The 14,483-nt window shown below is 65.6% G+C and carries 12 protein-coding genes; 2 read left to right on the top strand and 10 right to left on the bottom strand.

Features of this window, described 5'->3' with window-relative positions; all coding sequences use genetic code 11:
- Positions 1–4: 4 nt before the first annotated feature.
- The gene (locus tag SHTP_RS08520) at positions 5–853 is read right to left on the bottom strand and encodes a DoxX family protein (RefSeq protein WP_096370321.1); all 849 of its coding nucleotides are present in this window, start codon (positions 851–853) and stop codon (positions 5–7) included.
- A 230-nt stretch (positions 854–1,083) separates the two neighbouring features.
- Between SHTP_RS08520 and SHTP_RS08515 the strand changes: the two genes are divergently transcribed.
- Entirely contained in the window at positions 1,084–2,205 is a 1,122-nt protein-coding gene (locus SHTP_RS08515) for a PQQ-dependent sugar dehydrogenase (protein WP_096372391.1), read from the top strand.
- A gap of 25 nt (positions 2,206–2,230) precedes the next feature.
- On the opposite strand, the gene SHTP_RS08510 is transcribed toward SHTP_RS08515, so the two are convergent.
- From SHTP_RS08510 to gatC, 5 genes are all read right to left on the bottom strand, one after another.
- On the bottom strand, positions 2,231–2,830 hold the full coding sequence (locus SHTP_RS08510) for a flavin reductase family protein (protein ID WP_096370320.1): 600 nt from the start codon (positions 2,828–2,830) through the stop codon (positions 2,231–2,233).
- Positions 2,831–2,866: 36 nt separating this feature from the next.
- Complete coding sequence (gatB, locus tag SHTP_RS08505; RefSeq protein WP_096370319.1) at positions 2,867–4,375, bottom strand: Asp-tRNA(Asn)/Glu-tRNA(Gln) amidotransferase subunit GatB; 1,509 nt, start codon at positions 4,373–4,375, stop codon at positions 2,867–2,869.
- Between the two features lie 114 nt (positions 4,376–4,489).
- Positions 4,490–5,521, bottom strand: coding sequence for an ATP-dependent 6-phosphofructokinase (locus tag SHTP_RS08500; protein ID WP_011740013.1), 1,032 nt, complete (start codon positions 5,519–5,521; stop codon positions 4,490–4,492).
- Between the two features lie 99 nt (positions 5,522–5,620).
- Positions 5,621–7,102 carry an Asp-tRNA(Asn)/Glu-tRNA(Gln) amidotransferase subunit GatA gene (gene gatA / locus SHTP_RS08495; RefSeq protein WP_096370318.1) on the bottom strand — a complete coding sequence of 494 codons (1,482 nt, stop codon included), beginning with the start codon at positions 7,100–7,102 and terminating at the stop codon, positions 5,621–5,623.
- Positions 7,099–7,398, bottom strand: coding sequence for an Asp-tRNA(Asn)/Glu-tRNA(Gln) amidotransferase subunit GatC (gatC, locus tag SHTP_RS08490; RefSeq protein WP_011740011.1), 300 nt, complete (start codon positions 7,396–7,398; stop codon positions 7,099–7,101). The genes gatA and gatC overlap by 4 nt, the downstream gene beginning before the upstream one ends.
- A gap of 157 nt (positions 7,399–7,555) precedes the next feature.
- Here gatC and SHTP_RS08485 point away from each other — a divergent pair, with 157 nt between their 5' ends.
- Positions 7,556–8,212, top strand: coding sequence for an ACT domain-containing protein (locus tag SHTP_RS08485; RefSeq protein ID WP_020786497.1), 657 nt, complete (start codon positions 7,556–7,558; stop codon positions 8,210–8,212).
- Positions 8,213–8,222: 10 nt separating this feature from the next.
- Here the strand turns inward: SHTP_RS08485 and SHTP_RS08480 are convergent, their stop codons facing one another.
- From SHTP_RS08480 to ligA, 4 genes are all read right to left on the bottom strand, one after another.
- Positions 8,223–11,120 carry an MMPL/RND family transporter gene (locus SHTP_RS08480; protein ID WP_096370317.1) on the bottom strand — a complete coding sequence of 966 codons (2,898 nt, stop codon included), beginning with the start codon at positions 11,118–11,120 and terminating at the stop codon, positions 8,223–8,225.
- The gene (locus SHTP_RS08475; RefSeq protein ID WP_197706235.1) at positions 11,117–11,548 is read right to left on the bottom strand and encodes an MmpS family transport accessory protein; all 432 of its coding nucleotides are present in this window, start codon (positions 11,546–11,548) and stop codon (positions 11,117–11,119) included. Before SHTP_RS08475 ends, SHTP_RS08480 begins: the two co-directional genes overlap by 4 nt.
- Positions 11,549–11,720: 172 nt before the next feature.
- Positions 11,721–12,329: a TetR/AcrR family transcriptional regulator gene (locus SHTP_RS08470; RefSeq protein ID WP_085979884.1), complete on the bottom strand. Its 609-nt coding sequence runs from the start codon at positions 12,327–12,329 to the stop codon at positions 11,721–11,723.
- A 57-nt stretch (positions 12,330–12,386) separates the two neighbouring features.
- Complete coding sequence (ligA, locus tag SHTP_RS08465) at positions 12,387–14,450, bottom strand: NAD-dependent DNA ligase LigA (RefSeq protein ID WP_096370315.1); 2,064 nt, start codon at positions 14,448–14,450, stop codon at positions 12,387–12,389.
- Between the last annotated feature and the right edge of the window lie 33 nt (positions 14,451–14,483).

The following is a 14,483-nucleotide window of genomic DNA, read 5'->3' as shown; positions in this document are numbered from 1 at the left end:
GGGCTCAGGCGACTGGATTCACCCCGTTGAGCAACACCCATATCGCGATACCGGCGGCGATGCCCGTTAGCAGGGCGACGAAGGACCCGATGAACGGCCGGTGCGCCCAGCCGCGGCCCGCGTCGAGGCCATAGCGGCCGGGACCGCTCAGGATGACGGCGACGGCCATCACAACCAGGGTGATCTGGTACTCATGGCCGTCGGGCAGGAAGTAGAAGAACTGTGAATGCGGCCGCGCCGAAACGTTGGCGAGCGTGCCGTTGATCAGGAAGGCCAGTGCGCCCGCCCCGGCCAGCGGCGTGAACAGGCCCAGAACCAGCAGCACTCCCACGACGATCTCGCCGCCGGCGCCTACGTAGGCCAGGATGTCGGCATGCTGAAAGCCCACATCTGAGAGCGAGTTCTTGAACGCGGTCACCCCGGAGCCGCCCCACCAGCCGAACAACTTCTGCAATCCATGCGCGATCAGCACCGCCCCCAGCCCAACCCGCAGGATCAGAAGGCCGAAGTTTTGGGTCCCGCGCCGGCTGGCGGCGCGTATCCGCTCGTCGTCCTCGTCCATGTCCAGAGCTGCGGGCGTCGCCGGGATGTGGCGCGCGCCCGGCTGGGGCTGGACGTAGGGCAACGGTTCCTGCGCGTCCATCAGGTTGTATCCCGAAGGCACAGCTCCCGAGTTGGTCGGGTCGTATGGCGGGATGACGGTGGTGGTTCCGGCGCTGCCAAAGTCACTCGAGTACTTCGCAGGGGTCAAGTCGTCTTCGGGGTCGACCAGGCTCGCCGTGACGGGGCGTCCCGGGATCGGTCCAGGGGAATCGTCCGGTCGTTGCCAACGTGAGTCATTCGAACTGGTCACTCGTGCCAGGGTAAGGGCAACTAGACCTGAATTGGGGATTTGAGCGGCGCTTTCGCCTGTTAAATCCGCACTTCGTACCCGACGGGTCCGCCGGTACCCTCAAATCGGCCCTCAGCCGAGGGACCGCGGTCATCCAAACCAGTGCGGTGGGCCTGCGAGCACAACCGCCTCGACGACGCACGGTGGCGGCCGGTGGCGGCGCCGCAGACAATGTCCGTAGCCTGTCGGTCATGCGGATACGGCGGCCGATTCGGTACGCGCTCGCTGCGTTGTGCGCGGTGACGTTGGTATCGAGCGGCTGCGCGCGGTTCAACGACGCCCAATCCCAGCCGTTCACCACCAACCCCGAACTGCGGCCTCAGCCGAGTTCGACGCCTCCTCCCCCGCCGCCGCTGCCTCCGACACCATTCCCCAAGGAATGCCCGGCCCCCGGAGTGATGCAGGGCTGCCTGGACAGCACCAGCGGCTTGATCATGGGCTTGGACAGCAAGTCCGCACTGGTGGCCGAGCGCACCACCGGCGCCGTCAAGGAGGTGTCGGTCAGCGCAGAACCCAAGGTGAAGGTGGTCATCCCGGTCGACCCGGCCGGCGATGGCGGCTTGATGGATATCGTGCTCTCGCCGACCTATTCGCAGGACCGGTTGATGTACGCCTACATCAGCACGCCCACCGATAACCGGGTGATCCGCATCGCCGACGGCGATGTCCCCAAGGACATCCTGGCCGGTATCCCCAAGGGCCCCACCGGCAATACCGGCGCGTTGATCTTCACCAGCCCCACCACGCTGGTCGTCATGACCGGAGACGCGGGTAGCCCAGAGATGGCCGCCGATCCCAATTCGCTGGCGGGCAAGGTGCTGCGGATCGAGCAGCCCACCACGATCGGGCAAGCCCCGCCCACCACGGCGCTGGCCGGCGTCGGCTCGGGGGGCGGCATGTGCATCGACCCCGTCGACGGCTCGCTCTACATCGCCGATCGCACGCCGACCGCGGATCGGTTGCAGCGCATTAACAAGAACTCAGAGGTTTCCACGGTGTGGACCTGGCCGGACAAACCCGGCGTGGCCGGGTGCGCGGCGATGGACGGGACCGTGCTGGTCAACCTGATTGAAACCAAGCTGACGGTGGCGGTCCGGCTCGCGGCGTCGACCGGGGCGGTCACCGGTGAGCCGGATGTGGTGCGCAAAGACACGCACGCACATGCCTGGGCATTGCGCATGTCACCGGACGGCAACGTCTGGGGCGCCACGGTCAACAGGACCGCCGGCGATGCCGAGAAGCTTGATGACGTGGTGTTTCCGCTGTTCCCGCAGGGCGGCGGATTCCCCCGCAACAACGACGACAAGACCTGACGATCGGGCCCCTACTAGGGCGCGACTAGGGATAGTCGAGGGTGAATCGCACGCCGTATCGGCGCGTCACCTCAGCGGGTTTGTGGAACCGGGTCGGCTCCTCCTGGCCGGGTTCGAAGTCCTCAATATCGAGGTCGGACAGGTAGAGCAGTTCTTCCGGGGCATCGGGAGCCCAGACAGCAATCGGCTCCAGCAGGTAGGCCACGTGGTCGCCAACGTCGCTGCGGCTCAAGATCTTGCCGACGAACCACGCGGCCGCATCGTCGAGAATCGGCATGCCGTAGGGACCGGCGCGCCACGAGCAACGTTCGAATTTGTCAGCCTCCTCGCCCGCTTGGCTACCGAAGAGTTCGGCCAGGGCCTGGTGACGACGGGCCAGCACGTGCACCGCGACACAGTCGGAGCGGCTCGCCGGCCCCACCATGCGGCTGGTGGTGGGCATCCCGATCATGAAACTTGGTGGCTGCACGCTGGTCTGGGTGGCAGAACTGACCAGGCAACCCGACGGGACCGCGTCGGCCTGGGTTGTCACCACAAACACCGGCGCGTCCAGCATCGCCATCATGTCTTCGAACGGTTCACCGACCACATCAACATCATGGATGCACAACGCCGGTTGTGACACTCTTTCTCACGATTGGTCAGCGAACACTCAGCGAAGCTAGGCCTGGCCGCAGGCCACCAGCACCAACTCCCGCACCCGAGCCGCATCGGCCTGGCCGCGGGTGGCCTTCATCACCGCCCCGACGATCGCGCCGGCGGCCGCGACCTTGCCGGCGCGAATCTTTTCCGCCACTTCCGGATTGGCGGCCAGGGCCTCATCAACCGCCGCCTGGGTCAACGAATCGTCGCGGACCAGTTCCAGGCCACGGGCGGACATCACCTGGTCGGGCTCACCTTCCCCGGCCAGCACGCCCTCCACGACCTCGCGGGCCAGTTTGTTGGACAACTTGCCCGCTTCCACCAATGCCACGACGGCCACGACCTGAGCCGGGGTGATGGCCAATTCGTCCAGGCCGATGCCGGCCTCATTGGCCTTTTGCACAAGGAAGTTGCCCCACCACGAGCGCGCCTCCTTGCTCGAAGCGCCATGCGCAATGGTCGCGGCCACCAGGTCCACCGCGCCGGCATTGACCAGATCGCGCATCACCTCGTCGGAGATGCCCCACTCTTGCTGAATTCGCTTGCGGCTCAACCACGGCAATTCCGGAATGGTGTGGCGCAATTGCTCCACCAATTCGCGGCTGGGTGCGACGGGCTCCAGGTCGGGCTCGGGGAAGTACCGATAGTCCTCCGCCGTCTCCTTGACCCGTCCCGGGCTCGTGTAGCCGGCCTCGTGAAAGTGCCGCGTCTCCTGGGTGATTTGCCCACCGGCCTCCAGGACGGCAGCTTGGCGCTGCATTTCGTAGCGGACGGCAACTTCAACGCTCTTGAGCGAGTTGACATTCTTGGTCTCGGTCCGAGTACCGAATTTCGCTGCGCCTGAAGGCTTTAGCGACACGTTCGCATCGCAGCGCATCGAACCTTGATCCATTCTCACGTCGGATACGTCCAATGCGCGCAATAGGTCTCGCAACGCCGTCACATAGGCCCGCGCGACCTGTGGCGCCCGGGCACCGGCACCTTCGATGGGCTTGGACACGATTTCGATGAGCGGCACACCGGCGCGGTTGTAGTCGATGAGCGAGGTCGTCGCTCCGTGGATACGGCCCGTCTCGCTGCCGAGGTGGGTGAGTTTGCCGGTGTCCTCTTCCATGTGGGCACGTTCGATCTCTACCCGCCAGGTGCTGCCGTCTTCGAGCGGCGCTTCAAGGTAGCCGTTGATGGCGATCGGCTCGTCGTACTGCGAAATCTGGTAGTTCTTGGGCATGTCCGGGTAGAAGTAGTTCTTCCGCGCGAAGCGGCACCAGGGAACGATCTCGCAGTTGAGCGCCAACCCGATGCGAATCGTCGACTCGACAGCGACCCGGTTGAGCACCGGCAACGATCCGGGCAGACCCAGGCAGACCGGGCAAACTTGCGTGTTGGGCTCGGCGCCGAACGTGGTCGCGCAGCCGCAGAACATCTTCGTCGCGGTGGACAGCTCCACGTGTACCTCGAGGCCTAGCACCGGATCGAAGCGTGCAATGACCTCGTCGTAATCGAGCAGCTCAGCGCTAGTGACCGTCATGTCGTTCGATCCTAGTGGTGGTTGCGAAACCGGCGAAGCCGGGCGAAGCGGGCCACCACCGACAAGCCCCGTGGTGGTCGCGAAACCGGCGAAGCCGGGCGAAGCGGGCCGGCCTCAGCCGAAGAACTCAGCGGCGTCGTCGTAGCGGCTCTGCGGTACCAGCTTGAGCTGTCGAACGGCGTCGGCCAGGGGTACACGGCCGATGTCCTGACCGCGCAGCGACACCATCTGGCCGTATTCGCCCGCATGTGCGGCGTCAGCGGCATTGACGCCGAACCGAGTGGCCAGCACCCGGTCATAGGCCGTCGGCTGTCCGCCCCGTTGCACGTGGCCCAGCACGGTCACCCGGACATCCTTGTTGATGCGCTTTTCCACTTCCCAGCCGAGCTGAGCGGCGACGCCGGTGAATCGTTCGTGACCGAATTCGTCGAGTCCGCCCTCGCGCAACTGCATCGAGCCCGAAACGGGCTTGGCGCCCTCGGCGACCACACAGATGAAGTGCGAATCGCCTCGCTGGAAGCGCTGTTTGACCAGACGGCACACCTCTTCGATGTCGAAGGGCTGCTCAGGGATGAGCGTCATGTGTGCGCCAGATGCCAGCCCGGAGTTCAGCGCGATCCAGCCCGCATGCCTACCCATCACCTCGACCAGCATCACCCGCTGGTGGGATTCCGCGGTGCTGTGCAGCCTGTCGATGGCCTCGGTTGCCACCATCAAGGCCGTGTCGTGGCCGAAAGTCACATCGGTGCAGTCGATGTCGTTGTCGATCGTCTTGGGCACGCCGACCACCGGAACGTTCTCTTCGGACAGCCAGTGCGCGGCGGTCAGCGTGCCTTCGCCGCCGATCGGGATGAGCACGTCAATGCCGTTGTCGTCTAACGTCTGTTTGATCTGGGGCAACCCGGCCCGCAGCTTGTCGGGGTGTACGCGGGCGGTGCCGAGCATCGTTCCGCCCTTGGCCAGCAGCCGGTCGTTGCGGTCGTCGTTGCGCAACTGCAGCCGCCGGTTCTCCAGCAACCCGCGCCAGCCGTCCTGAAATCCGACCACCGATGAGCCGTACCGGGCGTCGCAAGTGCGCACCACCGCCCGGATCACCGCATTCAGCCCTGGACAGTCGCCGCCTCCCGTGAGTACTCCAATCCGCATCCCTTCATCTTGCCTGGGGCGGCGACCATTGGCGCGAGCAGACGCAAAATCGGCCGAAATAGGCTGGATTGGCGCGATTCTGTGTCTGCTCGCGCGGAATCAGATGGCGCTGGGTACCGGGCCTCGGGCGGCCTCGTAGGCCGCGCCCACCCGGTAGAGCCGGTCGTCGGCCAACGCCGGCGCCATGATCTGCAGCCCCACCGGCAGCCCGTCATCCGGAGACAATCCCGACGGCACCGACATGCCGCAGTGCCCCGCCAGGTTCAGCGGCAGCGTGCACAGGTCGAACAGGTACATCGCCAGCGGATCGTCGACCTTCTCCCCGAGCGGAAACGCGGTGGTCGGGGTCGCCGGCGAAACCAACACGTCGACTGATTGATAGGCCTCGTCCAGATCGCGTGCGATCAGGGTGCGAACCTTCTGCGCCTGGTTGTAGTAGGCGTCGTAGTAGCCCGCCGACAACGCGTACGCGCCGATCATGATGCGGCGTTTGACCTCGGGCCCGAACCCGGCGGCCCGCGTCATGGCCATCACCTCTTCGGTGCTGTGGGTCCCGTCATCGCCGATCCGAAGCCCGTAGCGCATCGCGTCGAAGCGCGCCAGGTTGCTCGACACTTCCGACGGCAGGATGAGGTAGTAGGCGGCCAGCGCATGGTCGAAGTGCGGGCAGTCGACCTCGCTCACCTCGGCGCCAAGCGCGGTCAGCTGCGCTACCGCGGCCTCGAACGAGGCCAGCACTCCGGGCTGATAGCCGTCGCCCCGCAGCTGCTTGACCACCCCGATGCGCACGCCGCGCAGGTCACCGGACGCGCCGGCCTTGGCCGCGCCGACCACATCGGGTATCTCGGTTTCCAAAGAGGTGGAGTCCTTGGCGTCGTGACCGGCGATCACCTGGTGCAGCATGGCGGTGTCCAGCACGGTGCGCGCGCACGGCCCCCCTTGATCCAGGGAGGAGGCACAGGCCACCAGCCCGTATCGGGAAACGGTGCCGTAGGTGGGTTTGACACCGACGGTCGCGGTCAGCGCGGCCGGCTGGCGGATCGACCCGCCGGTGTCCGAGCCGATGGCCAGTGGAGCCTGGTAGGCGGCCAAGGCCGCGGCGCTACCACCGCCGGAGCCGCCGGGTACCCGGTCGAGGTTCCATGGGTTGCGGGTCGGGCCATAGGCGGAGTTCTCCGTCGAGGAGCCCATCGCGAACTCGTCCATGTTGGTCTTGCCCAGAATCGGGATTCCGGCCGCGCGGAGCCGCAGGGTGAGCGTGGCGTCGTACGGGGAGCGCCAGCCTTCGAGGATCTTGGACCCGCAGGTGGTGGGCATGTCGACGGTGGTGAACACGTCTTTGAGCGCCAGCGGCACCCCGGCCAGCGCCGACGGCAGCCGCTCCCCCGCGGCCAGGGCGGTATCGACGGCCGCCGCCGCAGACAGCGCCTCGTGCGCCCCGATGTGCAGGAAGGCGTGGTACCTGTCATCGGTCGCCTCGATCTGGTCCAGGCAGGCCTGAGTCAGCTCGGTCGCGGACACCTCTTTTGCGGCAATCTTGGCGGCCAGCGTGGCGGCATCGGATCGGATGAGGTCGGTCATTCGCTATCCCCCAGAATCTGCGGAACGGCGAAGCGGCCGTCAACCGCTGCAGGCGCCTCGGCCAGCGCCTCTTCCTGCGTCAGACACGGCGCCGTCTGGTCTGCGCGCATCACGTTGACGTCTTTGAGCGGATTATCGGTGGCTTCGACGCCGGTGACGTCGACGGCCTGGATCTGGCTGACGTGCGTCAGGATGGCGTCGAGTTGACCAGCGAAGCTGTCAAGCTCATCTTCGGTCAACGCCAGACGGGCAAGCCGGGCCAAGTGGGCCACCTCGTCGCGGGAGATCTGGGACACGAGCGAAAAGCCTAACCGCGCCCGTCGGGCCGGTTTCACGCCCGTCACCGAATGCGACGCGATGCCCGTCTCCCGAGCAGTTCGAGGCGGCCGTGATGCGGCCCGATCGTGTCCTGCCGAAATACCCCACGCGCATCGCTGTGCAACAGTGATGCGCGTGCCTTCGTATCTGTTGCGCATCGAACTGCTGGACCGTCCAGGCAGCCTGGGGTCGCTGGCGGTCGCACTCGGTTCGGTAGGTGCTGACATCTTGTCGCTCGACGTCGTCGAGCGCGGCTGTGGATATGCAATCGATGATCTGGTCGTCGAGCTTGCTCCGGGCGCCATGCCGGACGCATTGATCACCGCCGCGGAATCCCTCAACGGCGTCCGAGTGGACAGCGTGCGTCCGCATACCGGCCTCTTGGAAGCCCACCGTGAGCTGGAGCTTCTTGACCACGTCGCCACGGCACGGGACAACACGTCCCGGCTGCAGGTTCTGGCCAACGAGGCGCCCCGAGTGCTGCGGGTCAGCTGGTGCACGGTGCTGCGCAGCGTCGAGGGCGAGTTGCAGCGGTTGGCCGGAAGCCCGGGCGCCCCGGAGACGCGTGCCGCTTCGGCACCGTGGCTTCCGATCGAGCAAGCCAAACCGCTGGACGGAAGCGCCGAGTGGGTGCCAAAGGTCTGGCGCGATATGGACACCAGGATGGTGGCCGCGCCGCTGGGCGACCAGCACACTGCGGTGGTGCTGGGGCGGCCCGGCCCGGAATTTCGGCCCTCGGAGGTGGCTCGGCTGGGCTATCTGGCCGGGATCGTGGCCACCATGCTGCGCTAGCGCGGCGCGGCTAGTGCGATTCTTTGGCAACCACCGGGTCGTCGTCTTCCCATAGCAGCAGTTGACGAACGGCCGTGCGTGGACCGTAGGGGCGCAGCATCTGGCTGGCCGGACGGGGGCGTACCCGCAACGGCCACCAGAACCAGCGCCCAAGCAGCGTGGCGACCGACGGTGTCATGAACGAGCGCACGATCAGGGTGTCGAACAACAGGCCAAGACCGATGGTGGTTCCTATCTGACCGAGCACCTGAAAACCGCTGAACACGAAGGCGCACATGGTGACGGCGAACACCAGGCCGGCCGAGGTGACCACCGAGCCGGAGCCCGCCATGGCACGGATGATCCCGGTCTTGAGTCCGGCACCGATCTCCTCTTTGAACCGTGAGATGAGTAGCAGGTTGTAGTCGGATCCCACGGCCAAGAGCAGGATCACGGCCAGGGCAAGCACCACCCAATACAGCTTGATGCCAAAGAGGTACTCCCACACCAGCACCGACAGGCCGAATGAGGCCCCCAGTGACAGCGCAACCGTGCCTACGATGACCAGCGCGGCAACCAGGCTTCGGGTGAGAAACATCATGATCAGCAAGATCAGGCTCAGCGCCGCGATCCCGGCGATCATCAGGTCGTACTTGGCGCCGTCTTGGATGTCGTAGTAGGTGGCCGCGGTGCCGCCGAGGAAAAACTGCGCCCCGGCCAACGGGGTGCCCTTGACGGCTTCGTGGGCGGCCTTCTTGATCGGGTCGATGTGCGAGATGCCCTCGGGGGTGGCGGGATCACCTTCGTGGGTGATGATCATGCGGGCCGCCTTGCCGTCAGGCGAAAGGAAAAGCTTCAGACCGCGTTTGAAGTCGGGATTGTTGAAGACCTCGGGCGGCAGGTAGAAGGTGTCGTCGTTCTTGGCCATATCGAAAGCCCGGCCCAGTGCCGTGGCGTTTTCGATCGCTGCCGCCGTCTGCGCATAGATGCCCGACAGGGTCGCGTAGTTCGCCATCAGCAGTTCGCGATTGGTCTCCTGGCTGGCGATCTGGGGTGGGATCAAGCCCACCAGTTTGGGCTGCAGCGCGTCGAGCCGGTCCAGGGTCGCCGTGAGGTCCCCGAATTTCGATGTGAGCTGGTCGATCCCGTCGAGCGCGGCATAGATCGACCGCAGCGCAAAGCAGACCGGGATGTCATAGCAATGCTTCTCCCAATAGAAGTAGCTGCGTATCGGCCGGAAGAAGTCGTCAAAATTCGCGATCTTGTCGCGCAGCTCTTTCATCGTCGCGATGGTGTCGTGGAAGTTCTCGGCCTCGCCGTGCGTCGTGGCCGCGAGTTCCTGCTGCAGGGCGTATTGCTTGTTCAGCAGGTCGATCGTGGTCGATAGTTCGCCGGCCTGCTTGAGCAAGTCGTTCGCGCGATCTCTTTGGTAGCTGAGGTTTTCGATCTGATTGGCGCTTTGCGCGCTCATCTGAAACGCCAGCGAACTGTGATCAAGCGGGGTGCCCAACGGCCGGGTGATCGACTGCACCTGGGCGATGCCGGGTACATGAAAAACCGCCTTGGCCACCCGGTCCAGGATGAGCATGTCGGCCGGGTTGCGCAGGTCGTGATCGGTTTCGATCATCAGCAGCTCGGGCTCCAACCGGGAGCGGGAAAAGTGCCGCTCGGCGGCCGCGTATCCGACGTTGGCCGCGGCGCTGGAGGGCATGTAGGGGCGCGTGTCATAGCTGGTCTTGTATCCCGGCAGGGCCAGCAGACCCACCAGCGCCAACGCGCATGCCACCACCAGAACGGGGCCGGGCCACCGGACGATCGCGGTGCCGATCCGCCGCCAGCCGCGGGTTCGCATCGCGCGTTTGGGCTCGAAGACGCCCACCGCCGAGCCCAGCGTCAACACCGCAGGCCCCAGGGTCAGCGCGGCCAGCAGCGCAACCAGAATGCCCAGTGCGGCTGGGATACCCAGGCTGTGGAAATAGGGCAACCGGGTGAAGCTCAGACATGCCACGGCACCGGCAACGGTCAGGCCGGGGCCCAGGACGACGTGGGCGGTACCGCGAAACATCGTGTAGAACGCGGTATCTCGTTCCTCGCCGGCAGAGCGGGCCTCCTGATAGCGGCCGACCACGAAGATCGCGTAGTCGGTTCCGGCGGCGATGACCAGCAGCGTGAGCAGATTCGTTGCGTAGGTTGAGAGCCCGATGATTCCGGCATTTCCCAGCACGGCGACGATGCCGCGGGCGGCGGCCATCTCGATGAGCACGGTGAGCAGCACCAGCAGCGTGGTGAGGACGGAGCGGTAAACGAAGAACAGCATCACCGCGATCACCCCGACGGTGATCGTGGTGACCTTGGCGGTCCCCTTGCTGCCCACCTCGAACTGATCCGCGATCAGGGGCGCGGGGCCGGTGACATATGCCTTGATACCCGGCGGCGCCTGGGTGTGCTCGACGATGTCACGGACCGCGTCCACCGACTCGTTGGCCTGCGCCGAACCGAGGTTTCCCGTCAGGTAGACCTGCACGTAGGTGGCCTTGCCGTCGGTGCTCTGCGCGCCCGCCGCGGTGAGCGTGTCGCCCCAGAAGTCTTGTACATGCTCGACGTGCTTGGTGTCTTGTTCGAGCTTGTGAATCAGGATGTCGTAGAACTTGTGGGCGTCGGCGCCGAGCGGATTGTCGCCTTCGAGCACCACCATGGCCGAGCTGTCGGAGTCGAACTCACCGAACATCTTGCCGATTCGCTTGGTCGCCTGCAAGAACGGCGCATCGGGGGAATTCATCGCCACGTTGTGGGTCTTGCCGACGTCCTCCAGCTGTGGCACCGAAGCGTTGGTTATCGCGGCAAGGGCCAGCCACAGCAGCACGATGGGCACCGCGAGCCGGCGGATGGCGTGCGGGATGCGAGGCGGCGTGGGCTGCTGGTCACTCATCCGGACTTGTCCAGACAGAAGGTGTAGGCATCGGGGGTGTTGACGATCCGCTCGTCCTTGACTTCACCGTTGACCGTGATCCGGCAACCAATGGTGCCGCCGTTGCCCTGCGCCACCACGTTGCCCAGAACCGCCGGCTCCGTGGTGGTGATGGTGAAGGACCAGGGCAGCGGCGCGTCCACGACTTGCTGGGGTTGAGCGTTCACGTCGAGGTAGTTGATGGTCGCCACGGCCCCCGGGGCGCCGAACACATCCAGAACTACCTGTTTGGGGTTGAAGGGGACGATTTCATTCGAGATGCCGTTGGCGCCCGAAGCGTTGTTGTGCGACCCGAAAATCCCGTGCAAACGATAGATCACAAATCCCGCGATCACGACGACGGCCACCGCGACAATCATCATCCACCCCCTTCTGACGAGGGCTTCCATTGAAATCTCCTTCACTCGTTGGCCTTTCGACGAGGGGCCGAAGCACCCGTGCCCGGGTGGCGGTGCACTTCAAGTGAGTTTGACTGCTATGACAGTACGGTACTGGACCGTACTGCACAAGAAACGTGCCTGTATCCTCCTGGCGCGCGCCGATCTCGCCGGGGCTCAACGGTCACCCGGTGGCTTGGGTCAGGCCGGGCATGATGAAGTCGTCAACCAGAAGCTGCACCGTGTGAGGGGTCGGCGGCCGGTTGGGGATGATGGACCGGAAGATGAGATAGCCGGGCAACAGGTCCCAGAGTTCGTCGGTGATGGCCGCCTGGGTGATCTCCCCCCGGTCGACCGCCTGTTGCAGCACTTGCTGGATCAACGCCTTGCGCTGATCCACGAATTGACGCTGCAGCGCGTCACTGAGCGCGGGGTGCCGCGACACCTCGACGAGCACCGCGCGGATGGTGCTGGCTTGTTGGTGGGCCTGGCCGCAAATGCCCTCGCCGATCTTCACTAGATCGTCGCGCAGCGAGCCGGTATTCGGCGCGACGGCGACCTGTCGCACCCCCTCGATGAATGCCGCCAGCACCAATTCGGCCTTCGACGGCCAGCGCCGGTACACGGTGGCTTTGCTGGCCCGGGCGGTGTTGGCAACGGCGTCTATCGTCAACCGGTCGTAGCCATGTTCTTGCAGCAACTGCAACGTCACCGCGAGCAACTCCGCCTCACGCGGCGACCACGGTGATACCTGCGCGGACCGGTCGGCAGTCTGCGTCATAGCGCCCACGATAGAACTCGCCGGTGGTAGCCACAATCGTCGCGGCCCGGTCGTCGGGGGTTGCGACCGCTAGGTCGGCTCCCCCACTTCGACCGGGGGGCCCTGCTCCAACAACTTTCGAAACCCATCTTCGTCGAGGATGGGCACGCCGAGTTCGACCGCCTTGTCGTACTTCGAGCCGGGTGCGTCACCGGCGACGACGTAGGAGGTCTTTTTCGATACCGAACCGGCGGCTTTGCCGCCACGGGTCACGATCGCCTCCTTGGCCTCGTCCCGTGAGAATCCGGGCAACGAGCCGGTGACCACCACGGTTACCCCGGCCAGTGTGCGCGGCACACTGTCGTCGCGCTCATCGGCCATCCGCACACCGGCGGCCCGCCACTTCTCGACGATCTCGCGGTGCCAGTCGACGGTGAACCACTCCGAAACGGCGGAGGCGATCGTCGGTCCCACTCCCTCAACGGCGGCCAACTGTTCGGTGGTCGCGGCGACGATCGCATCGATGCTGCCGAACTCGGTGGCCAGTGCGCGTGCCACTGTCGGTCCGACATGGCGGATGGACAACGCCACCAGCACGCGCCATAGTGGCGCCGCCTTCGCCTTGTCCAGATTGGCCAGTAGCCGCCGGCCGTTGGCGGACAAGTCACCGGCCTTGGTGCGGAACAGGTCGGTGCGAAGCAGCTCTTCCTCGGTGAGCCCGAACAGGTCGCCTTCATCGCCGATCACCCGCGCCGAAAGCAGCGCGGCGCCAGCCTCATAGCCCAGCATCTCGATGTCGAGGGCATTGCGGCTGGAGACATGAAAAACCCGCTCCCGCAACTGCCCCGGACAGCTGCGGGTATTCGGACAGCGGATGTCGGCGTCGCCCTCCTTCTCCGGAGCCAGCGGCGTGCCGCACTCCGGACACGTTGTGGGCATGACGAATTCGCGTTCGGACCCATCACGGAGGTCGACCACCGGACCCAACACTTCGGGGATCACGTCACCGGCCTTGCGGATCACCACCGTGTCCCCGATCAGCACGCCCTTGCGCTTGACCTCCGACGCGTTGTGCAAGGTGGCTTGTGCCACCGTCGAGCCCGCGACCTTCACCGGCGTCATGAACGCAAACGGCGTAACTCGCCCGGTTCGGCCGACGTTGACCCGAATATCGAGCAGCTTGGTCTGGGCTTCCTCGGGCGGGTACTTGTACGCGATCGCCCAGCGCGGTGCCCGTGAGGTGGAACCGAGCCGCCGCTGCTGGGCGACATCGTCGACTTTGACCACCACGCCGTCGATTTCGTGGTCGACCTCGTGGCGATGCTCGCCCCAGTAGTCGATGCGCTCCTGTACCCCGGCCAGGTCGGCGACCAGCGTGGTGTGCCGAGAAACCGGCAGCCCCCAGGCCTGCAACGCCAGGTAGGCCTGGTGCAGCGTCGCCGGGCGAAAGCCTTCGGTGTGGCCCAGCCCATGGCAGATCATCCGCAATCTGCGCCGGGCCGTGACCGCCGGGTCCTTTTGCCGCAACGACCCGGCCGCGCTGTTGCGGGGGTTGGCGAACGGTGCCTTGCCCTCCTCGACCAAGCTCGCGTTGAGCGCCTGGAAATCAGCCACCCGAAAGAACACCTCACCGCGGACCTCGAGCACCTCGGGCATGCGGTGGTCCTCGCTGTGGGAAAGCCGTTCCGGAACGTCCTCGATGGTGCGGGCATTGAGCGTGACATCTTCGCCGGTGCGGCCGTCGCCCCGGGTGGAGGCCCGGGTCAGCCGCCCCCCTTCGTACACCAGCGACAGCGCCACGCCGTCAATCTTGAGCTCACACAAATAGGCCGCACTGTCGCCGACATCGGCGTGGATGCGGCCGGCCCAGGCGGTGAGTTCCTCGGTGTTGAACGCGTTGTCGAGGCTGAGCATTCTTTCCAGATGCTCGACGGGTTCGAACTCGGTCGCGAAACCGGCGCCACCGACCAGCTGAGTGGGCGAATCGGGTGTGCGTAGCTCGGGATACTGTTCTTCGAGCGCCTCCAGCCGGCGCAGCAATTCGTCGAATTCCGCGTCGGTGATCACCGGCGCGTCGCGCACGTAGTAGCGAAACTGGTGTTCACGCACCTGCTCGGCCAGTTCCTGCCACTGCCGCAACACCTCAGGAGTCATTGGCGATCAGGGGCACGACGTCCGCGCGGCGGA

It is taken from the genome of Mycobacterium ulcerans subsp. shinshuense (assembly GCF_002355775.1).
Classification (GTDB): Bacteria; Actinomycetota; Actinomycetes; order Mycobacteriales; family Mycobacteriaceae; genus Mycobacterium; species Mycobacterium marinum.
Note: the sequence above shows the minus strand (reverse complement) of the source record. Positions and strands in the feature narration are given on the sequence as shown.